The organism is Pseudomonas sp. W22_MBD1_FP4 (assembly GCF_052113765.1).
Lineage (GTDB): Bacteria > Pseudomonadota > Gammaproteobacteria > Pseudomonadales > Pseudomonadaceae > Aquipseudomonas > Aquipseudomonas sivasensis.
In genome coordinates this window covers 147,318-167,944 of the sequence record NZ_JBGQOI010000017.1, presented here as the reverse complement: position 1 = coordinate 167,944, position 20,627 = coordinate 147,318, and the positions used below count along the sequence as shown (strand labels likewise).

The 20,627-nt window shown below is 58.4% G+C and carries 22 protein-coding genes and 1 tRNA gene; 14 read left to right on the top strand and 9 right to left on the bottom strand.

The window, feature by feature from the left end; genetic code table 11:
- Positions 1–231: 231 nt before the first annotated feature.
- Positions 232–1,515 (bottom strand): NAD(P)/FAD-dependent oxidoreductase, encoded by a 1,284-nt coding sequence (locus ACEN2T_RS21600; RefSeq protein WP_442117501.1) that lies wholly within the window; start codon positions 1,513–1,515, stop codon positions 232–234.
- A 184-nt stretch (positions 1,516–1,699) separates the two neighbouring features.
- Between ACEN2T_RS21600 and ACEN2T_RS21595 the strand changes: the two genes are divergently transcribed.
- The 3 genes from ACEN2T_RS21595 to ACEN2T_RS21585 all read left to right on the top strand — a co-directional run bounded on the left by ACEN2T_RS21595 (position 1,700) and on the right by ACEN2T_RS21585 (position 3,345).
- Positions 1,700–1,776, top strand: a tRNA-Val gene (locus ACEN2T_RS21595).
- Between the two features lie 290 nt (positions 1,777–2,066).
- Entirely contained in the window at positions 2,067–2,783 is a 717-nt protein-coding gene (locus ACEN2T_RS21590; RefSeq protein ID WP_050442833.1) for a DUF4339 domain-containing protein, read from the top strand.
- A gap of 139 nt (positions 2,784–2,922) precedes the next feature.
- Complete coding sequence (locus ACEN2T_RS21585) at positions 2,923–3,345, top strand: hypothetical protein (protein WP_442117500.1); 423 nt, start codon at positions 2,923–2,925, stop codon at positions 3,343–3,345.
- A gap of 29 nt (positions 3,346–3,374) precedes the next feature.
- Here the strand turns inward: ACEN2T_RS21585 and ACEN2T_RS21580 are convergent, their stop codons facing one another.
- A complete protein-coding gene (locus ACEN2T_RS21580; protein ID WP_442117503.1) occupies positions 3,375–4,799 on the bottom strand; it encodes an MFS transporter in 1,425 nt (474 codons plus the stop codon).
- Positions 4,800–5,156: 357 nt separating this feature from the next.
- Between ACEN2T_RS21580 and ACEN2T_RS21575 the strand changes: the two genes are divergently transcribed.
- The 3 genes from ACEN2T_RS21575 to pcp are packed head-to-tail and all read left to right on the top strand — an operon-like array spanning position 5,157 to position 7,443.
- On the top strand, positions 5,157–5,873 hold the full coding sequence (locus ACEN2T_RS21575) for a DUF969 domain-containing protein (RefSeq protein WP_032887001.1): 717 nt from the start codon (positions 5,157–5,159) through the stop codon (positions 5,871–5,873).
- Positions 5,870–6,820, top strand: coding sequence for a DUF979 domain-containing protein (locus ACEN2T_RS21570; RefSeq protein WP_032887000.1), 951 nt, complete (start codon positions 5,870–5,872; stop codon positions 6,818–6,820). The genes ACEN2T_RS21575 and ACEN2T_RS21570 overlap by 4 nt, the downstream gene beginning before the upstream one ends.
- An 8-nt stretch (positions 6,821–6,828) precedes the next feature.
- The gene (gene pcp, locus ACEN2T_RS21565; protein WP_032886999.1) at positions 6,829–7,443 is read left to right on the top strand and encodes a pyroglutamyl-peptidase I; all 615 of its coding nucleotides are present in this window, start codon (positions 6,829–6,831) and stop codon (positions 7,441–7,443) included.
- Positions 7,444–7,496: 53 nt separating this feature from the next.
- Here the strand turns inward: pcp and ACEN2T_RS21560 are convergent, their stop codons facing one another.
- Together ACEN2T_RS21560 and ACEN2T_RS21555 are read right to left on the bottom strand one after the other, a co-directional pair.
- Positions 7,497–8,897 (bottom strand): heavy metal sensor histidine kinase, encoded by a 1,401-nt coding sequence (locus ACEN2T_RS21560; RefSeq protein ID WP_442117499.1) that lies wholly within the window; start codon positions 8,895–8,897, stop codon positions 7,497–7,499.
- Positions 8,894–9,565 (bottom strand): heavy metal response regulator transcription factor, encoded by a 672-nt coding sequence (locus ACEN2T_RS21555; protein WP_032886997.1) that lies wholly within the window; start codon positions 9,563–9,565, stop codon positions 8,894–8,896. Before ACEN2T_RS21555 ends, ACEN2T_RS21560 begins: the two co-directional genes overlap by 4 nt.
- Before the next feature lie 258 nt (positions 9,566–9,823).
- Here ACEN2T_RS21555 and ACEN2T_RS21550 point away from each other — a divergent pair, with 258 nt between their 5' ends.
- Positions 9,824–10,501 (top strand): HAD family hydrolase, encoded by a 678-nt coding sequence (locus ACEN2T_RS21550; RefSeq protein WP_442117498.1) that lies wholly within the window; start codon positions 9,824–9,826, stop codon positions 10,499–10,501.
- A gap of 46 nt (positions 10,502–10,547) precedes the next feature.
- On the opposite strand, the gene ACEN2T_RS21545 is transcribed toward ACEN2T_RS21550, so the two are convergent.
- Positions 10,548–10,799 carry a hypothetical protein gene (locus ACEN2T_RS21545; protein ID WP_032886995.1) on the bottom strand — a complete coding sequence of 84 codons (252 nt, stop codon included), beginning with the start codon at positions 10,797–10,799 and terminating at the stop codon, positions 10,548–10,550.
- Between the two features lie 207 nt (positions 10,800–11,006).
- Positions 11,007–11,201, bottom strand: coding sequence for a carbon storage regulator CsrA (gene csrA / locus ACEN2T_RS21540; protein ID WP_003192511.1), 195 nt, complete (start codon positions 11,199–11,201; stop codon positions 11,007–11,009).
- 261 nt (positions 11,202–11,462) lie between these two features.
- Here csrA and ACEN2T_RS21535 point away from each other — a divergent pair, with 261 nt between their 5' ends.
- Entirely contained in the window at positions 11,463–11,828 is a 366-nt protein-coding gene (locus ACEN2T_RS21535; RefSeq protein ID WP_081797711.1) for a penicillin-binding protein activator LpoB, read from the top strand.
- A 31-nt stretch (positions 11,829–11,859) separates the two neighbouring features.
- Here ACEN2T_RS21535 and ACEN2T_RS21530 read toward each other — a convergent pair whose 3' ends face one another.
- The 3 genes from ACEN2T_RS21530 to ACEN2T_RS21520 form a co-directional block, all read right to left on the bottom strand.
- Entirely contained in the window at positions 11,860–12,549 is a 690-nt protein-coding gene (locus tag ACEN2T_RS21530; protein ID WP_095185574.1) for an endonuclease, read from the bottom strand.
- 4 nt (positions 12,550–12,553) lie between these two features.
- Entirely contained in the window at positions 12,554–12,805 is a 252-nt protein-coding gene (locus ACEN2T_RS21525) for a DUF1654 domain-containing protein (RefSeq protein ID WP_095185575.1), read from the bottom strand.
- A 256-nt stretch (positions 12,806–13,061) separates the two neighbouring features.
- Positions 13,062–14,150, bottom strand: a complete 1,089-nt coding sequence (locus ACEN2T_RS21520; protein WP_032886990.1) for an asparaginase — start codon at positions 14,148–14,150, stop codon at positions 13,062–13,064.
- A 553-nt stretch (positions 14,151–14,703) separates the two neighbouring features.
- Here ACEN2T_RS21520 and ACEN2T_RS21515 point away from each other — a divergent pair.
- The 6 genes from ACEN2T_RS21515 to rbsD are packed head-to-tail and all read left to right on the top strand — an operon-like array spanning position 14,704 to position 20,616.
- Complete coding sequence (locus ACEN2T_RS21515) at positions 14,704–15,663, top strand: sugar ABC transporter substrate-binding protein (RefSeq protein ID WP_442117497.1); 960 nt, start codon at positions 14,704–14,706, stop codon at positions 15,661–15,663.
- A gap of 57 nt (positions 15,664–15,720) precedes the next feature.
- Positions 15,721–17,274 (top strand): sugar ABC transporter ATP-binding protein, encoded by a 1,554-nt coding sequence (locus ACEN2T_RS21510; protein WP_095185576.1) that lies wholly within the window; start codon positions 15,721–15,723, stop codon positions 17,272–17,274.
- Positions 17,271–18,248, top strand: coding sequence for an ABC transporter permease (locus ACEN2T_RS21505; RefSeq protein ID WP_032886985.1), 978 nt, complete (start codon positions 17,271–17,273; stop codon positions 18,246–18,248). The genes ACEN2T_RS21510 and ACEN2T_RS21505 overlap by 4 nt, the downstream gene beginning before the upstream one ends.
- 3 nt (positions 18,249–18,251) lie before the next feature.
- The gene (locus ACEN2T_RS21500; RefSeq protein WP_032886984.1) at positions 18,252–19,274 is read left to right on the top strand and encodes a LacI family DNA-binding transcriptional regulator; all 1,023 of its coding nucleotides are present in this window, start codon (positions 18,252–18,254) and stop codon (positions 19,272–19,274) included.
- A gap of 23 nt (positions 19,275–19,297) precedes the next feature.
- Positions 19,298–20,215, top strand: a complete 918-nt coding sequence (rbsK, locus tag ACEN2T_RS21495) for a ribokinase (protein WP_122752892.1) — start codon at positions 19,298–19,300, stop codon at positions 20,213–20,215.
- Positions 20,212–20,616 carry a D-ribose pyranase gene (gene rbsD, locus ACEN2T_RS21490; RefSeq protein ID WP_032886981.1) on the top strand — a complete coding sequence of 135 codons (405 nt, stop codon included), beginning with the start codon at positions 20,212–20,214 and terminating at the stop codon, positions 20,614–20,616. The genes rbsK and rbsD overlap by 4 nt, the downstream gene beginning before the upstream one ends.
- Positions 20,617–20,627 lie beyond the last annotated feature (11 nt).

The following is a 20,627-nucleotide window of genomic DNA, read 5'->3' as shown; positions in this document are numbered from 1 at the left end:
GCGGTAGTTCAGTCGGTTAGAATACCGGCCTGTCACGCCGGGGGTCGCGGGTTCGAGTCCCGTCCGCTGCGCCATATCTGCCTCAAGGCCCACTGAACGCCTTGAAGCACAAAGCAAGCCTTTGGCTACTTTGACCCGATAGCAAAGGCCCTGGTCGAAAGACCGGGGTTTTTTGTGTCTGCGATTTGGTGGTGTGTTGCTAGAGCCGGCGAGCCGGCTCCTGCGGCATTGTTAGAATCCCAGCTTGTCGCGCAAGCCGTAGTACCAAGCCCCCAGCGCCGCAAACGGCGTGCGCAACAGTTGCCCGCCCGGGAACGGGTAATGCGGCAGGTCGGCAAACGCATCAAAACGCTCTGCCTGACCTCTCAATGCCTCCGCCAGTACCTTGCCCGCCAAGTGGGTGTACGTCACGCCATGGCCGCTGCAGCCCTGTGAGTAGTAGATGTTGTCGCCAAGGCGCCCCACCTGCGGCAAGCGCGACAGGGTCAGCAGGAAGTTGCCGGTCCAGGCGTAGTCGATCTTCACATTCTTGAGTTGCGGGAAGGCCTTAAGCATCTTTGGGCGGATGATCGCTTCGATATTCGCCGGGTCGCGCGCGCCATATACCACGCCGCCGCCGAAGATCAGGCGTTTGTCGCTGGTGAGGCGGTAGTAGTCGAGGAGGTAATTGCAGTCCTCTACGCAGTAATCCTGCGGCAGAAGGGTCTTGGCCAATTCATCCCCCAGCGGTGCAGTGGTGATCACTTGCGTACCGCAGGGCATCGACTTGGCTGCAAGCTCCGGTACCAGATTGCCCAGATAGGCATTACCCGCGACGATGATGAACTTGGCCCTGACCTTGCCCTGGGCTGTATGCACGACCGGATTGGCGCCACGCTCGATACGCACTGCCGCCGATTGCTCGTAGATCGTGCCGCCCAGGGATTCTACGGCCGCGGCTTCGCCGAGTGCCAGGTTGAGCGGATGGATGTGGCCCCCGCTCATGTCCAACAGGCCGCCTACGTAGTTGTCACAGGCCACCACCTCACGGATGCGACGCTCGTCCAGCAACTCCAGCTGAGTATGGCCGTAGCGCTCCCACAGGCGCTTCTGCGATTCCAAGTGGCCCATGTGCTTGCTGTTGAGTGCGGCGAACACGCCGCCGTCCTTCAAGTCGCACTGGATCTGGTACTTGGCTACCCGCTCGCGAATGATCCTGCCGCCCTCGAACGCCATCTGCCCCAGCAACTGAGCTTGCTGAGGACCTACGCTGCGCTCGATCACATCGATGTCGCGGCTGTAGCTGTTGACGATCTGCCCGCCATTGCGGCCTGACGCGCCAAAGCCCACCTTGGCAGCTTCCAGCACGGTCACGCGAAAGCCGTTCTCTAGGAGAAACAGCGCACTTGAGAGTCCGGTATAGCCGGCACCAATGACGCACACATCGGTTTCGACTTCACCCTGCAGCATCGGGCGCGGCGGAACGGCATTCGCGGAAGCGGCGTAATACGACTGTGGGTAGGGGATGTTCGCCATCCTGGAACCTCTGTTTTATATTTTTTACGAGTGCGCCGATCCTACCTGAGTTGAAAATTGCCTGCCAGCCACCCAAAAAATGCAGGTAGGTTGGTCGCAAATAAAAAATTCGCATATTCATAGGCTTAGCTGCAAAAAAGATGTTGACACCCCTCCGGAATTCCGTAGAATGCCGCCTCACAGCAGGCACGTAGCTCAGTTGGTTAGAGCACCACCTTGACATGGTGGGGGTCGTTGGTTCGAGTCCAATCGCGCCTACCAAACAAAATCCGCTCTGCTGGGCGGTCTAGAAGGGCTCACCGAAAGGTGGGCCCTTTTTTGTTGTCTGCGATTTGAAAAGTATCATTTCGTTGCCTGCCTCTCACTAGATAGTCTTTTTCATTCCCTCATCCGTGCCAATCCAGCCAGTTCGGGCTTGGATTTCTTTTTTGCAATGCCAGCCCTTGCGCGTTCACTTTCTACAGCTGAAATCTCAAGATCTTTGACGGGGTGTCGATACTGTCGTAGTGCCATCTTTTTGGGTGAGTGATGTTAAAACAGGGAAAAGTAAAATGTCGGGTGTAGAGTGGTATTACGCGCTGAGCGGTTCGCGACAGGGACCTTTTACGTTTGAGCAAATGCAAGGTTTCTTGAGTTCGAACACTATCAGCGCGCAAACAAAAGTATGGCCGGGCGAGGGCGATTGGGTCGCTCTGAAAGACACTGACTTGGCCCAAAGCATTCCACGCCCCTCGGGCCCACCACCTCTTGCAGCAACAGAAATAGACAACCGATTTGTATGGGCGTTGGCGGGCGTCCAGTTGGCGGGTGGGTTGATCGAATACTTTTCCGGTATGAGTATTTGGTGGGTTTTTGTGATCTTCAACGTAGCCCTGTGTGTTGTCGACGAAAAGCGTTTGAAAGCAGCCGGTCATGCCGCGCCACAAAGCTGGTGGGCGTTGATTGTTCCTGTTTATCTTTGGAAGCGAGCGGCGCTTTTGAAGCAGGAAAAGCACTATTTTTACGGTTGGGTGGCGGCGTTCGTTGTATCGGTCGTGCTGGGAATGTTCGGTGGCCAGTCCGCTATCGAAGAAGCGGCATGCCCAATTGTCACCGACATCATTCATAAGCAGTTTTACCAAACGTCATCGTGCGTTGCCGTGACGATTGATGACGAGATTAAAAGTGGTCTCTATCGTGCGAGCGCCTTGCTCGATAACGGAAATGAGATCGACATCACTATCGAGGAAAAGGGCAAGCAGATCCTTGTTCGGATTCCTCGCCAGTGATCGCATTGGCGTGACCAGTAAAAGCCCAACATTGTGTTGGGCTTTTTTTTGCTGCTGCGACTAAACGTGCAAGGCTTGTCTAAAGTAATTGCCTGGCAGGCCGATGCATTCTCAAATCTCTGAACGTCGGATATTTGGCATGCTTATCAACATTAGCACTACCGTTTCCGTAGCAAGCACTGCCACGTCGACGGATACCGCCACCACCGAAAGTACACGTACCGCCAGCAGTTCCTCCGCTGGCGCGAGCGCTGAGACTAAAGGTGCGGCCGGCGCGGGCGGCGGCCAGGCCTCATCGAGCTCGCAGGAGTCCGATCGGGTCAAAGAGTTGAAAAAACAGATCGAGCAGTTGCAGCAGCAGCTTCAAGAACAGCAGCAGGCCCTTCAGAAGGCTCAGTCCAGTAGCCAGGGCGCAGACGCCAAGGCTGCCGCTATAGCCGCGGCTCAAACGCAAATTGCAGGCACTGCTGCCGCATTGCAGACGGCAACTTCGGCGCTATTGCAGGCCGTCACGGATGAGGGGGGCAGCGCGTCCGGTTCGATGGTCAGCACCACCGCCTGATCGCAGAAAAGTGTGTTGAACCGCCGTTTTTATCCGCGGTTCAGCACACTTTCTCCTGCACCCTTGGGCAATCGATACACATCCACCAGCGCCCACATCCCCAGCAACGCCACCCCGATGAACGCCACGCGGAAATCCCCCGACTGCGCCTGAACCTCATGGCCTTGCACGGTCATGGATGCGCGCAACAGCAGCGCAGCTACCGTCACGCCCATGCCCATGGCCAGTTGGAATGACAGGCTGAACAACGCCGACGCTTCGCTCATGCGTGCCTTGGGCACATCTGCGAAGCCAATCGAGTTGTAACAAGTGAACTGCATTGAACGTGACAGCCCGCCCACAAACAACACGGCCGCAATCAGCGAAAACGGCGTCTGTGCCGTGAACAGCGCGCACGCCATTATGGACACCACGCCGATTACCCCATTGACCAACAACACTCTGCGAAAGCCGTAGCGTTGCATGATGGCGGTGGTGAAGGGTTTCATCGCCAGGTTGCCGGCAAACACCGCAAGTACCAACAGCCCCGCGTCCACTGGCGACAGGCCAAATGCGACCTGAAACAGCAGGGGCAGCAGGAAAGGCAGGGCGCTGATGGCAAGGCGAAACAGTGAGCCGCCGTAGATGCTCACGCGGAAGGTGTTGATGGACAGTGTATCGAGCGGCAACAGGGGAGCGCTGTAGTGCCGACAATGGTGCACGGCCCATACCGTCAGCAGTAAACCTGCCGCAACCAGCGCTGCGCCCGGGATGAGCATTTCGCCTGCCTGGCTGCCCAGCCATTCCAGCCCGCCCAAGAGGGCCACGCAGGCGCCTGCCAGCAGTAAAAAACCCTTCGTATCGAACTTGCGCACATCCGCCTCGCGGCCTTCCGGTACCAGCCACAGTGCCGCGACCAAGGCCAGGGCGCCCAATGGAAGGTTCACGTAGAAGATCCATGGCCACGATGCATGAGTCACGATAAGTCCACCCGCCAGCGGCCCAAGAATCGGCGCCACCAAGCCGGGCCAGGTAATCACTGCGACCATCTTCACCAAGTCTTTTTTATCGGTATTGCGCAGCACCGCTAGACGCCCGACCGGCACCATCAGTGCGCCACCGATGCCTTGCAGGACGCGGGCAAATACGAACATTTCGAGGCTTTGGCTGAGCCCGCAGAGCAGCGAGGCGAGGGTGAAAACAATGATTGCGCCAGCAAATACCCGGCGTGCACCGTAGCGGTCGGCGATCCAGCTGGACAGAGGAATGAAGATCGCCACGGCAAGAATGTAGGCGGTGATGCCAATGTTCATGTCGACCGGCGTCACGCCGAATGCCGCGGCCATAGTTGGCAGCGCGGTGGCGATCACCGTGGCGTCGAGGTTCTCCATAAAAAAAGTCACGGCGACCACCAGGGCGATCAGGTGGGTTTGCGTGCTGAGGCCGGTGTCGGCTGTGGATGAGGTCACCGGTATTTCCCCTTGTTGGATGAGGGATGGCTGCTTGGCGTCGGTCTCAGCCGTTCCATATTTAAAGTTGTAATGAAGGCGCCATAAGCACGCGGCGCCACGATGCGCGAATCTGTCGCCGACTGTCTACAGGTTGTTAACGGTGTGGACTCCAGTCGCCGACAAAATTTATTGGTTCGCAGCAACAATTTTTCTTGTTGGACACCTTCCGCTTTCAGGCAGCACAGTTGCTGCCACTGACGCTCGCCCTGACGGGTCAACAATAAAAAAACCGAGCCGACTGCACGCCACTTCCTGCTGTGAACCCTTTGTTCACATCCTGCTGTAATGGCGCCGCAGCGCGCACTTAAGGACCTCTCCGCCATGCAAACTGTTGTGAACTTATGGCCGTTGATCGGCGTACTTGTGATCGTGGTTGGCTTTGTTTTACGTTTCAATCCGCTGTTGGTGGTCACCGCTGCGGCTATTGCCACCGGGCTTGCTGCCCACTTCCCGCTGGAAAAAATCCTCGCCACCATGGGTGATGGCTTCCTTCAGACCCGTGCCCTGCAATTGATCCTGTTGTTGCCCCTGGCCGTCATCGGCTTGCTGGAGCGCCATGGCTTGCGCTTGCATGCGCAGAACTGGATTGCACGGTTTGAGCGTGCCACTGTCGGGCGTCTGCTGATCATCTATCTGTTCGTGCGTGAATCCACCGCCGCCATGGGCTTGACCAGTCTGGGCGGGCACCCGCAGATGGTGCGCCCGCTGTTGGCACCGATGGCCGAAGGTGCGGCGGAAAAGCGCTACGGCAAGCTGCCGGACAAGTTGCGGCATAAAGTGCTGGCCATGTGCGCGGCGACGGACAACGTCGGGCTGTTTTTTGGCGAAGACATTTTCGTTGCGTTTGGCGCCATTGCATTGATGCACACGTTCCTGCTGGGCTCGGGGATTGATGTCGAGCCGCTGCACATCGCGGTGTGGGGTATCCCGACGGCGATCTGCGCCTTCATCATCCACGCGATCCGCTTGCATCGGTTTGATCGACGATTGACGCGTGAGATGACTCCCGTCGCCACGCCGGCAGGGGCCTCCCAATGATTATTTCCATTCAATACCTCTACTGGCTGGCTGGTGTGCTGCTGCTGATCACCGCAGGCATGATTCTGTTGGACCGAACCCATCCCAAGCGCTGGTCCAGTGCCTTGTTCTGGTTGCTGTTTGCCATACCGTTTCTGGTGGGCGAGCGCCTGCCATCGGTGGTGATCGGGGCGGGTGTGGTGGTGATGGCATTGATAGCAGGGTTCGGCGGCGTGGGCCGTGGCACCCATGTCGAGCTGCACGATAAGGCCTCGCGCGCCAGTGCTGGCCGCCTGGGCCACAAGCTGTTTATACCGGCGCTGGCCATTCCCCTGACCACGGTAATCGGCTCGGTATTGCTCAAGCACACCGAGATCGGCGGTATACCGTTGCTGGATCCGAAAAACACCACCTTCGTGTCTCTCGGTATCGGCTGTCTGATCGCTCTCGGCCTGGCCTGCTGGCTGACCCGCGATACGCCGGTGCAGGCCTTGCGCGAATCACGCCGCCTCACCGAAGCCCTGGGCTGGGCCATGGTGTTGCCGCAGATGCTGGCGATGCTCGGGCTGCTGTTCAATGAAGCGGGCGTCGGCACGGCTGTCGCCCACGTCACCACTACTTACATCAACCTGGATTTCAAGTTGGTCGCGGTGATGGTGTATGTGTTGGGCATGGCACTGTTTACGGTGATCATGGGCAATGGCTTCGCCGCTTTCCCGGTGATGACTGGCGGCGTCGGTGTGCCGGTGTTAGTGGGCATTTACGGCGGCAACCCGGCAGTGATGGCCGCCATCGGCATGTTCTCCGGTTACTGCGGGACCCTGATGACGCCAATGGCCGCCAACTTCAACATCGTGCCGGCGGCGTTGCTGGAATTGCCGGACAAGAACGCAGTGATCAAGGCCCAGTTGCCGACGGCGCTGATGATGCTGGTGGTCAATATTGTGCTGCTCTACCTGTTGATGTGAGGTCTTGTATGCGTACCGTACTGCTGACGGGCTTTGAGCCCTTTGATCAAGATTCGGTTAATCCGTCCTGGGAGGCCGCACGCCAATTGGACGGCGTGCAGCTCGCCGAGGATGTGCAGATTGTTGCGCGTCGGCTGCCCTGTGCGTTCACCACCGCCCCCGAGTGTCTGGTGCAACTGATCAATGAACTGCGTCCGGTCATGGTTATCGCCACTGGTCTGGCGCCGGGGCGCGGCGAGATTTCCATCGAGCGGGTGGCGATCAATATCAACGACGCGCGTATCCCCGACAACCTGGGGTATCAGCCCATCGATACGGCAGTTGTCGTGGATGGCCCGGCGGCCTATTTTTCGACGCTACCGATCAAGGCCATGGTCAAGGCGGTGCGTGGGGCGGGGATAGCCGCGGCGGTGTCCCAGACGGCGGGCACGTTTGTCTGCAATCAGGTGTTCTACCGTTTGCAGCACGTGCTTGCGGGCACGGATGTTCGCAGTGGTTTTATTCACGTTCCCAACCAGCCATTGATGGCGCTGTCGAGCTTGGTCGATGGGTTGCGCGTCGCAGTAGCTACGGCGTGGAACACGCCGGTAGACGTGGTGGAAGTGGGCGGTCAGGTCAGTTGACGCCGCCCCAGGGATGACACTTCGGCTTGCCGGTGACGGCAAGAGGCGATTGTTTACGCCTCGCGGCCAGGGAAAAACAATTCGAAACAGGTCACGCCGTCCTTGCTGCTGACGCTGTACCGGCCGTGATGCAACTGCATGATGGTCGCCACAATCGACAGGCCCAGGCCATTGGACTGGGCCGAACGTTCCCTTGATTCATCCACCCGATAGAACCGCTCAAACAGTCGCGATAAATGCACGGCAGGGATGGTTTCCCCCTGGTTGCTGACTCGCAGGTGGATGCCCTCGGCGTCCGCAATCGCCTGGATCAACAACTCGGAACCCGGTGCGCCGTATTTGATGGCGTTGGCGCACAGGTTCGCCAGGGCCCTGCGCAGCAGCATCGGTTCGGCCCAGATTACGCCTTCACCCTCGGCACGAATGCTGATGTCCGCATCGCCTGCCAAACCTTCAAAGTAATCGGCGATGCGGGCCACTTCATCGGCGGCGCTGAGTGCCTGGCGCTGGCGCAGGGCGCTGGCCGGGTCGGTGCGGGCCAAGAACAGCATGTTGTCGAGCATTCGCGCCAGGCGCTCAAGCTCTTCGACATTGGAGGCCAAGAGCTGCTGATAACTTTCGATGTTGCGGTTCTGTTGCAGGGCAACCTGGGTTTCCCCCAGCAGGTTGTTGATCGGCGTGCGCAGTTCGTGAGCCATGTCGGTGGATACTTGGCCCAGTTGCGCAAAACCCTTGGCCAGGCGCTCAAGCATGGTGTTGAACGACTCGATCATCGGCAGCAGTTCTTTTGGTACTCCCTGGCTGTCGATGCGTTCGGCCAGGTTGCCGACGCCTATCCCTTGAGCGTGTCGGGCCAGTCGACGTAACGGTAGCAGGCCGCGATGCACCAACAAGTAGCCCACCAGTGCGAGGAAGATCGCGGCGATGCTCGCCAGGACGTACACGCTCAACCGATAGCTGGCGAGCATGGCGGTACGCTCGGTCATCAGGCGCCCGCTGGTGACTTGCAGGCTCCCCAGGTCGCCGGAGTCTATGGATGCGGCCAAGGTGGAAAAGGGCACGCCATTTACGCCCGGCAGATGCTGCACATCGCTCAGCGTGAGGATGTGGCCTTTGGGGACCGGCTCGACTGCTGGCAGATCGATGTTGGCGGGGTTTACCAGCAGCAGCGGTTTTTGGCCGGGTGCGGCGATGCTCAGCACCGATTCGCGGTTGCCCAACATATTCTGGAACAGTTCCGGCTTGGTCTTGATCAAGTCCAGTGTGTTGCTGTCGTTAAGCAGGTTGCGTAGTTGATCCACGCGGGAAATCAATTGCACATCGTCGCGGCGGATCAGCTCGCGCTCCAACTCGCGGTACAGCGCCACGCCGACGGTAGCGAGCAGTGCAAAGGCGAGCAGGGCGAAGATCAGGGCCAGGCCCAGTGTCAGTGAATAATGGCGACGGTGGGTCATGGTTGGGTATCGAAACGGTAGCCAATGCCCCGCACGCTGTGGATCAACTTGAGCGTGAACGGGTCGTCGATTTTCAGGCGCAGGCGCCGTACGGCCACGTCCACCACGTTGGTGTCGCTGTCGAAGTTCATGTCCCATACCCGCGAGGCGATCAGCGAGCGCGACAGCACTTGGTCCTGATGGGTGGCGAACAGGTGCAACAGTGCGAACTCTTTATTGGTCAGGGTGATGCGTGTACCGGCGCGAGTGACGCGGCGTTTCAGTACGTCGATGTGCAAATCTGCGATTTGCAGGTGTTCTTCTTCCCTGATCGGGCCGCGACGGGTCAGGGTACGTAAGCGTGCTACCAGCTCGGCGAAAGAGAAGGGCTTGATCAGGTAATCATCGGCACCCAGCTCCAGGCCCTTGATGCGATCGGCAATATCGTCGCGAGCTGTCAGAAAAAGCACTGGGGTGTCGGAGTCTTTACGCAGGCGGCGCAGTACTTCCCAGCCGTCCATTTTCGGCATCATCACATCCAGCACGATCACGTCGAACGGCGTTTCCAGTGCTTGGTGCAGGCCGTCCACGCCGTCCCGTGCCAGGCTTACGGAGTAACCCAGTTCCTGCAGACCGTTGAGGAGGTAATTACCGGCCTTGGGTTCGTCTTCGACAACGAGGATGTTCATGTGAAATGCCTTGATTCAATACGTGGCGCCAGTGTAGCTCGATCAATTGTCACTGGCGCAGGCCATGGCCTGCACTGGGTAGTTGAGTCGTGCCAGTGCGCTCACGGTAACCCCGTACTTCAAACAGCCAGCCAACAGGATGATGACAAATTCGTAATGATTGGCTGGCTGTTGGGGCGTCAGCGTTTACAACCCAGTAGGTGATCCGTAGATTGCATCGGGCCGATTATTCGTTTCAGCTTACGAGGAAACCCCGCAGTGTCTATCCGAGGTTCAGCTGTATCAGCCCGCCCTTACCGCGCCTTCCTGTTCGATATGGATGGAACCCTGCTCAACTCCATTGCCGCTGCCGAACGAGTGTGGGGCATCTGGGCTGAACGCCATGGGCTGGACGTGGCGGCCTTCCTGACCACCATTCATGGTGCGCGGGCGATTGACACTATCACGCGCCAGGCATTGCCCGGCGTCGACCCGCAAGTTGAAGCGCAGTGGATTACCGAGGCTGAAATCAACGATGTGGAAGGCGTCGTGGCGATTCCCGGTGCCGTCGAGTTTCTCAATAGCGTGCCTGGTGATCAGTGGGCATTGGTCACCTCTGCGCCGAAGGCGTTGGCATTGCGTCGGTTGCAGGCAGCGGGTATCGCGCCACCGGCGGTGTTGATAACGGCCGAGGATGTGGCCATCGGCAAACCGAACCCCGCCTGTTATGAGCTGGGTGCGCAACGCCTGGGTGTGCCGGTGCAGGATTGTCTGGTGTTTGAGGATGCGACGGTGGGGATTCGTGCGGGGGAGGCGGCGGGTGCGGATGTGCTGGTCGTAACATCGACGCACCTCAAGCCCATGCTCACGGAGCATCCATCGATTGAAGGGTATGAACAGTTGCAGGTGCATCGCAGCGCTGATGGCTTGTTGTACCTGCAGAGCGCAGTGGGCTGACACAAAAAAGCCGAGTCCGTATACGGTCTCGGCTTGGTTCGCTTGGTCAGCCGCCAGTTTTATTTTCGGCCCGCCGGCACAGCTGACGCTGCAATGCTTTCTGGATAGGCTTGAGGCAGAACATGAACAGGTACGCACACAGCAGCAGTGCCAAATCAAACCAGGACTTAGGGTAGGCGGGGTCCGAACCTTCGACTTCCAGCCGCAGGCCATATTCTACGCCCACAAAGGCCAGCCCAATCAGCAGGGCAATCATCCAGGATCTGGAAAAAAATGGCTGCGCGGTAATAGGCCTCATCGACGTGCTCCTGAGTCCACACGGATGGAAGTATGTCAGTCAGGAGGTTCGGCTTTGGATAGTGGAACAAGTTCCAGACGCGAGGATAATTTCATCTTTGGGGCGCATGGACTTTGGACGACGCTGATCACTCATTCAGCCCAAGAACAGTCCAATAGGCTTTCGCCAGCCGTTACATGAACGAAAGGGCTGGCTACTGAGTGCGCCTCAAGGCGTCTGGTTTTTATCCGGAGCGGTCAGGCCGGCCTGGATGCGCTGGTAGATCTCCTCGCGATGCACGGCAACATCCTTGGGGGCGTTGATGCCGATTCTTACTTGCTGGCCGCTGACGCCCAGGATGGTGATCGTGATGTCATCACCGATGTTTATGCTTTCACCGACTTTGCGGGTGAGTATAAGCATGGACTTCTCCTTGATTGCTTTTAGGACACATGTTTCAGACAGGGCAGGTGTCGGATGTGTGTAGCTTACTGCTAAGCGCTTCCCTGTGACTGCCTCTTTTAGGACGCATAGAGGCGACATTAATTCCCATGGCGGCATCATACAGGTCTGGGATACATCATTCGCATTGTTTAAGCCAACGTTTATGACGGCCAGAATAGACAGTGAATGATAAAGTTGCCTCTTTATCCTTAGAGGAGCAGGGCAGTGCGTAAAGTAGCGATGGCAATTGCGGTGTTGGCACTGGCCGGTTGCGGTGAAGGCAAACGCGTCGACGCCCCCAAGGCCAAGCCTGCCGTGACCGAAAGCCAGCCACAAACCGGCGCGATTGCCGCCCAAGAGTGGGACCTGCGAGTAGGTCCGCCGGACCACAAACTGCAGGCGATCACCGACCTGACCGCCTGGTTGCTCGAACATGGTTTCAATTTTTATATCGTGAAGGTCGACGGCAAGGACGAAGTGCTGTTGGGGCCGTTCGCAACTAAGGCCGAAGCCGAGGCAAAGCAGACCCTGCTTAACGAAAAGATGGCTCGTGCCAAGAAAACTGACACGGTGTCTGAGATCATCGAACACCAGCCTGCGCAGTAACGGGCCGATTGGGCGGCAGTGCCGCCCATCTTCAACCGCAGGCTTTCAGGTTGACCGGGCCGACAAACTCATTGCCACGCCCCATCACACACGCCACCGTCTGGTTACGCTGGCGCTCCCAGGCTTGGACGGGGTAGGTTTTGTTCCAGGCTTCGTACAACTGACGATCCTGTTTCGACAGGCGCAAGCCGTATTGTTTGCTCATGTAGAAGTAGGTTCGCGCGATCATCCCGCGTACGGAAGGTCGCGGCATCACCTTCTTGGCCTTGAAATCCACTTGGGTCAGGCATGAACCGTACTGCCCGCGTTGCACCGGCAGCCAGCCAAAGCTGAAGTTGCTTCGGTCTCCATTGACCTCGCCGATACTCGGCACCAAATTGTGCAGGTCTGCTTCGGCACGCTTGAACACGTCATCATGGCGCGTGCAGTTCTTGCGCCCGCCATTCTGCCAGCACTGGCGCTGATGTCCGATCTGCCAGGCCGGAACAATGTGTTCCCACTCGATGCGTGCGGCGCGGTTGGCGTTTTTGCGTGGGATATATCCGCAGGCTTTCAAGTCAACGCGGTTGCCGCTGTACTTGCAGCCGCAATAGAACTCGGTGGATTGCGGGGCGTAGAGTGTCCAGGCAACTTTTTTGGCTTCACTGAAGGTTCGGGGCGCCTGAGCGTGAGCGGTAACGGCAAAAAACAGGCAACACACAGCAATAAAACGGGCACTCATTCAATCAATCTTCCTTCGGCACAACCCAGAAAATCTGCACGCCACCGTCATCCCGGTAGGCTAGGGTGACGTTGTCGTTCTCCGCAATCTCCTCCAACAAGCGCTGCCAATCGTCCTCTGGTTCCTCCGGCAAGCGGAAGATCAGGGCTGCCTTGGCTTTTTGGGCATTGGTGGAGTTGATGATTTTTTGCACGCGAATGGCCAGGCGTGTGTAGGCATCGGGCGGGGTAGGTACTGCGGAAGATGACTTTGCCACGGAGCATTCCTTAATAAGCTGTACGTGCATACAGTATTTAAGTGTGGGCAATTTCGCAACTGCTTAAAATTTAAGAGATTCGTCTGGCGGCGAGTTAAGGGGGTGGGTGTAGGGCGGGGGGGAGGGATAGGTAGGTTGTTGTGGCGAGGGAAGTTGTTCCCGCTGGTCCGCGAAGCGGCCCAAAAAAGAAGCTTTCGGGCGCTGCGTACATGAGCGGGAGCAAGCTCCCTCGCCACATACAGGGTTCAGTCAGGAATCAATATTCCCAGAAAATCCGTTGAAGTTCTTTGCTGTCTTGGGTCTTGGTCAGGGCAACCATTGCCAGAATCCGCGCTTTCTGCGGGTTCAGGTCGAGGGCAGCAACCCAGTCGTATTTGTCGTCAGGCTGTTCAGCGTTACGCAACACCATGCCGCCGGCATTCACGTGGGAGGAGCGAATGATCTGCACGCCTTGCTTGCGCAGTTCCACCAGGGCAGGTACCACTTTGGAAGATACCGAGCCATTGCCAGTACCCGCGTGGATGATTGCTTTGGCACCAGCCTGGGCCAGGGCTTTGTAGGCTGTGTCGCTTACGTTGCCGTAGCCGTAGGCGATTTCGACGTCCGGCAGGCTTTTGATGTTCTTGATGTCGAATTCCGAATCCATGGTATGGCGCTTGGCAGGCAGGCGGAACCAGTAGGATTTGCCTTCAACCACCATGCCCATTGGGCCCCATGGGCTCTTGAAGGCTTCGGTCTTGATATTGATCATCTTGCTTACGTCGCGACCCGATTGGATCTCGTCGTTCATGGTCACCAGCACCCCTTTACCGCGCGCGTCCTTGCTGCCGGCTACAGCCACGGCGTTGTAGAGGTTGAGCATGCCGTCGGCCGACATGGCGGTGCCTGGGCGCATGGAACCAACTACCACGATTGGCTTGTCAGTTTTTTCCACCAGGTTCAGGAAGTAGGCGGTCTCTTCCAGGGTGTCGGTACCGTGGGTGATCACGATGCCATCCACGTCTTTGTTGTCAGCCAGTTCGGCGACGCGGCGACCCAGTTGCAGCAGGTTTTCGTTGTTGATGCTTTCGGATGCAATTTGCATCACTTGCTCGCCACGCACATTGGCAATCTGGCTAAGTTCAGGAACACCGGCGATCAATTGCTCGATACCGACTTTGGCCGCCTGGTAGGTAGCGCTGTTGGCCGCACTGGCGCCAGCGCCGGCAATGGTGCCACCGGTGGCGAGAATTACCACGTTGGCCAGTTTGGTCTTGGATTCAACTTCCTTTGCCTGAGCGGCAACAGGGAACAGCAGCAGAAGGGCTAACGCGCCCGGAACAAAGTTCTTCAGTGCAGATTTCATTGTTTTTCTCTCTGGTTTTTGATGAGTGCTGTAGCAGGTTCATCTAGAGCGCCCGGGCGGTTCTGAATGCCACGAGGTGCTGGGTAGGAGCAGGATTTGTACCAGGCTGATTAAGTTCTTGGATATAAATTAACTAGCTGATTTATAACAATAATTGTCGTTCTTATGGCAGATCCCGCAATGCGTCTGTCCGGCTTTCCGAACACGCTGCATGATTGCGTTCGGTTGTCCGAAGATGATCATCGGGAAATACTGAGTCGCATGAAGAGGTCTGTCGTTTCAGAGAACGAAGCGTTGGGGGGAATGTTTAATAACGTCCTTTCGCCGGACGGGAGGACAGAGGCTAGAGGCCTTAGATGAAAGGCTGTGTTCTACCGTTGACAAATCTCGACAAGGTTCTCATAGTTTGATTAACGCAAACGTTTGCGAGATGTTTCACGCGGTGCTCCCTGAGTGCTCTGAAAGATCGAATCAGCCACCCTTGTGGGATGGCTGCCGAAGGACTCTTCGGTGCAAGCGTTGCTCACAATAATCATAAGATCGGAGTGAACCCATGAAGCTGCCATTCGCTGGACGTCTTCTTGCTGTCGCTGTGCTTGCTGCCGCATCCGCCGCTTTACCTCTGTCCTCTGTCTTTGCTGACGACGCCGCCGCCAAACCCAAGGTCGGCCTGGTGATGAAATCTCTCGCCAATGAATTCTTCGTCACCATGCAGGACGGTGCCAAGGCTTACCAGAAAGACCATGCCGCCGATTTCGACATGATCACCAACGGCATCAAGAACGAAACTGATACCAGCGCGCAGATCGATATCGTCAACCAAATGATCCTCGCCAAGGTTAACGCCATCGTCATCGCGCCTGCTGACTCCAAGGCACTGGTCACCGTACTGAAGAAAGCCTCCGACGCCGGTATCAAGGTCGTCAACATCGACAACCGCCTGGACCCCGGTGTACTGAAAAGCAAAAATCTCGATATTCCCTTCGTTGGCCCCGACAACCGCAAGGGCTCCAAGCTCGTGGGCGACTACCTGGCCAAGCAACTGGCAGCAGGTGACAAAGTCGGCATCATCGAAGGCGTACCGACTACCACCAACGCCCAGCAGCGCACCGCCGGCTACAAAGATGCGATGGACGCTGCCGGTATGAAGATCGTTTCCACTCAATCCGGCAACTGGGAAATCGACCAGGGCCAGAAAGTCGCCTCGGCCATGCTGAGCGAATACCCGGACCTCAAGGCCTTGTTGGCCGGTAACGATAATATGGCCCTGGGCGCTGTCTCCGCTGTGCGTGCGGCAGGCAAGGCGGGCAAGGTAATGGTCGTGGGTTACGACAATATCGAAGCGATCAAGCCGATGTTGCAGGACGGCCGCGTACTGGCTACCGCCGACCAGGCAGCTGCCCAGCAAGCGGTATTCGGTATCCAGAACGCCCTTAAGCTGGTCAAGGGTGAGAAAGTCGATGCCAAAGACGGCGTGATCGAAACCCCGGTCGAACTCGTCCTCAAGAAGTAATTCTGGCGGCACCCAACAGCGCCCGCTCGTCCTGAGCGGGCGCCTGGAGATTTTCCTATGTCATCTTCCGCCCCGAACGCTGTCCTCTCGGTCAGCGGTATCGGTAAGACCTATGCCCAACCGGTTCTGTCCGACATCACCCTCACGCTCAACCGTGGGGAAGTGCTGGCGCTGACCGGCGAGAATGGCGCAGGCAAAAGCACCCTGTCCAAGATCATCGGCGGGCTGGTCACGCCGACCACCGGGCATATGCAATTCAATGGTCAGGATTACTGTCCTGCCAGCCGTACCCAGGCTGAAGCGTTGGGTGTGCGCATGGTCATGCAGGAACTCAACCTGCTGCCGACGCTGACCGTGGCCGAAAACCTGTTCCTGGATAACCTGCCCAGCCACTGTGGCTGGATCAGCCGCAAGCAACTGCGCAAAGCCGCGATCGAGGCCATGGCCCAAGTTGGCCTGGACGCCATCGACCCTGACACGCTGGTCGGCAGCCTGGGCATCGGTCACCAGCAAATGGTTGAGATCGCCCGTAACTTGATTGGCGACTGCCATGTACTGATCCTCGACGAACCCACGGCCATGCTCACCGCGCGTGAAGTCGAGATGCTGTTTGAGCAAATCACCCGCCTTCAGGCCCGGGGCGTGGCGATTATTTACATTTCGCACCGGCTGGAAGAGTTGGCCCGTGTTGCCCAGCGCATTGCGGTATTGCGCGACGGCAAGCTGGTCTGCGTCGAACCGATGGCCAATTACAACAGTGAGCAATTGGTCACCTTGATGGTGGGGCGCGAGCTGGGTGAACACATCGACCTGGGGCCGCGCAGCATCGGCGGCCCGGCCCTAACTGTGAAAGGCCTGAGCCGCTCGGACAAAGTCCGTGACGTGTCCTTTGAAGTGCGTGCCGGCGAGATCTATGGCATTTCCGGCCTGATCGGCGCTGGCCGTACCGAATTGCTGCGTCTGATCTTTGGTGCCGATCTGGCCGACAGCGGCACCGTGGCCCTGGGCTCACCGGCTAAGGTGGTGAGTATTCGCTCTCCCGTGGATGCAGTGGGGCATGGTATCGCCCTGATCACTGAAGATCGCAAGGGTGAAGGCTTGCTGCTGACTCAGTCCATCAGTGCCAATATTGCCCTGGGCAACATGCCGGAAATCTCTGGCGGCGGCGTGGTAAACAGCCGCGATGAAACCGCGTTGGCCAAGCGCCAGATCGACGCCATGCGCATCCGCAGTTCCAGCCCGGCGCAACTGGTGTCGGAACTGTCCGGCGGCAATCAGCAGAAAGTGGTGATTGGCCGCTGGCTGGAGCGCGACTGCTCGGTGATGTTGTTCGACGAACCCACCCGCGGAATTGATGTGGGTGCCAAGTTCGACATTTATGCCTTGCTCGGCGAATTGACCCGCCAGGGCAAAGCGCTGGTGGTGGTATCGAGCGACCTGCGTGAGCTCATGCTGATCTGCGACCGCATCGGCGTGCTGTCTGCCGGGCGTCTGATCGAGACCTTTGAGCGTGACAGCTGGACCCAGGACGAATTGCTCGCCGCCGCCTTTGCCGGCTATCAGAAACGTGATGCGCTGCTCAATGACGCAGTGCTTAGGGATACCCCATGAAAACCACAACTACCTCCGGTAAAGCGGGCGGCAACTTCTACGGACTGGGCACCTACCTGGGGCTAGCGGGCGCCTTGCTCGCGATGATTGCGCTGTTTTCGGTGCTCAGTGACCACTTCCTGTCCTATGACACCTTCAGCACCCTGGCCAACCAGATCCCGGACCTGATGGTGCTGGCGGTGGGCATGACGTTCATCCTGATCATCGGCGGTATCGACTTGTCGGTGGGCTCGGTGCTGGCCCTGGCGGCGTCGGCAGTCAGCGTGGCGATTCTTGGGTGGGGCTGGAGCGTGTTGCCGGCCGCTCTGCTCGGCATGGGCTGCGCCGCGTTGGCCGGCACCATCACCGGCTCGATCACCGTGGCCTGGCGGATCCCGTCGTTTATCGTGTCCCTCGGTGTGTTGGAAATGGCGCGGGGCGTTGCGTACCAAATGACCGGTTCGCGCACCGCGTACATCGGTGATTCGTTTGCCTGGCTGTCCAACCCGATTGCGTTTGGTATCTCGCCGTCGTTCATCATTGCCTTGCTGGTGATCATCGCTGCGCAGCTAGTATTGACCCGCACCGTGTTCGGTCGTTACCTGATCGGTATCGGCACCAACGAAGAGGCCGTGCGCCTGGCCGGTATCAATCCCAAGCCTTACAAGATTCTGGTGTTCAGTCTCATGGGCCTGCTGGCCGGTGTCGCGGCGTTATTCCAGATCTCGCGTTTGGAAGCAGCGGACCCGAACGCTGGCTCCGGTCTGGAGCTGCAAGTGATCGCCGCGGTGGTGATCGGCGGCACCAGCCTGATGGGCGGGCGCGGTTCGGTAATCAGTACCTTCTTTGGCGTGTTGATTATCTCGGTATTGGCCGCTGGCCTGGCACAGATCGGCGCCACGGAGCCCACGAAGCGCATCATCACCGGTGCTGTGATCGTGATTGCCGTGGTTCTCGATACGTACCGCAGCCAACGTGCTAGTCGGCGGGGCTGAACCATGGCAACGATCAAGGATGTGGCGGCGCTTGCAGGGATTTCCTACACCACCGTGTCCCATGTGGTGAACAAGACGCGCCCAGTGAGTGAGCCGGTACGGGTCAAGGTCGAAGCGGCCATCAAGCAGCTCGACTATGTGCCCAGCGCCGTCGCGCGCTCGCTCAAGGCCAAGACCACGGCCACCATCGGTTTGCTGGTACCCAACAGCCTCAACCCGTATTTCGCGGAGCTGGCACGAGGCATCGAGGATTACTGCGAGCGTAACGGCTACTGCGTGATCCTCTGCAACTCCGACGACAATGCTGAAAAACAGCGCAGCTATTTGCGGGTGTTGTTGGAAAAGCGCATCGACGGCTTGATCGTGACCTCGGTGGGGGGTGATGACAGCGGCCTCGCCGCAGGGTTGAGCGCGGTGCGCACGCCCATGGTGATTGTCGACCGGGCGCTGGACGGCATTGATGTCGATCTGGTGCGCATCGATCATGAAGAGGGCGCCTACCTGGCGACCCGGCATTTGCTTGAGCTGGGGCATCGGGACATCGCCTGTATCGGCGGCCCGGCCCACACCCGTGTCGCGCAAATGCGCCTGGCGGGATACCAGCGCGCGCTCCGCGAGGCCGGTGTGGACGTTGCGCCCAATCGCACCCGGGAAAGCGACTTCACCAGCACCGGCGGTTATGCTGCTGCCGTGCAATTGCTGGCGCAGAACCCGCCCAGCGCGATTTTTGCCAGTAACGACATGATCGGCTTTGGCGTATTGCGTGCTGCAGCTGAGCGTAATATCCGCGTGCCCGGCGAGCTGTCGGTGATCGGATTTGATGATATTCAAATGGGCCGCTATGTGTACCCGGCCCTGACCACGGTCGGCCAGTCGATCCTGCAACTGGGCGAGACGGCCGCCGAGCTTTTACTGCGACGAATTGCAACACCCCAACTGCCGATCGATCAACGCATCGTGACGCCGAGCATCGTATTGCGCGAGTCGACGGCGCCCGTCGCCGGTGTGTTTGCGCAATACCGCTGAACCGAATTGATGAGTACTGATGTATGCCAGCAAAAGTAGTGGTAGTAGGCAGCTTGAACATGGATCTGGTCACCCGCGCCAGCCGGCTGCCCCGTGCCGGTGAGACCCTGATTGGCCAAACTTTTTCCACGGTGCCGGGCGGCAAGGGTGCCAACCAGGCCGTTGCATCGGCGCGACTGGGTGCGAGTGTGGCGATGATTGGCTGTGTCGGCACCGATGCCTACGGCACTGAGTTGCGTGACGCATTGCTGGTGGAAGGTATCGATTGCCAGGCCGTCAGTACCGTGGACGGTTCCAGTGGCGTGGCGTTGATCGTGGTGGATGACAGCAGCCAGAATGCGATTGTGATTGTTGCCGGCAGCAACGGCGAGCTGACGCCCACGTCACTGCAGGCGTCTGATGCGGTGCTGCAAGCCGCCGATGTGATCATCTGCCAGCTGGAAGTGCCGATGGCTACCGTGGCCTATGCGCTCAAGCGCGGTCGTGAACTGGGCAAGACCGTGATCCTCAACCCTGCGCCGGCCAGCGCACCGTTGCCCGCCGAGTGGTATGCCTCGGTCGATTATCTGATTCCCAACGAAAGCGAGGCCACCGCATTGAGCGGTGTGACAGTCGACTCTCTGGACAGTGCCAAAGTGGCTGCCACGCAACTGATTAAAGCCGGTGCCGGCAAAGTCATCATCACTCTGGGCGCCCAAGGTGCATTGTTTGCGGATGGCAGTGGCTTTGAGCACTTGGTGGCGCCCAAGGTCAAGGCGTTGGATACCACGGCTGCTGGCGATACCTTTGTCGGTGGTTTTGCGGCGGCCCTTGCCAGCGGTAAAAGCGAAGCCGAGGCCATACGTTTTGGTCAGGTCGCTGCAGCATTGTCAGTCACACGTGCGGGTGCGCAACCTTCCATTCCTACGCTGCATGACGTTCAAGGTTTTGTACCTTTATGAAAAAGACCCCTCTGCTCAATATCGCTCTGTCGCGGCTGATCGCTTCCCTGGGCCATGGCGACATTCTGGTGATCGGCGATGCTGGTTTGCCGGTGCCGCCCGGCGTCGAGTTGATCGACCTGGCGCTTACAAAAGGTATTCCTGATTTCATCAGCACTTTGCGTATCGTGCTCAGTGAGATGCAGGTGGAAAGCCACGTGCTGGCGGAAGAAATCCTGCTCAAGCAGCCACCTGCGCTGGCGCAGTTGAACGTGCTGAGTGAACAGGCCGCCCTCGGCGAGCGACGTCTGCTCAGTCATGAAGCGTTCAAGCAACTGAGTCGCCAGGCGCGCGCGGTTGTGCGCACCGGCGAATGCCAGCCTTACTGCAATATCGCGCTGGTGTCCGGCGTAACGTTCTAGAGTTCCCCAAC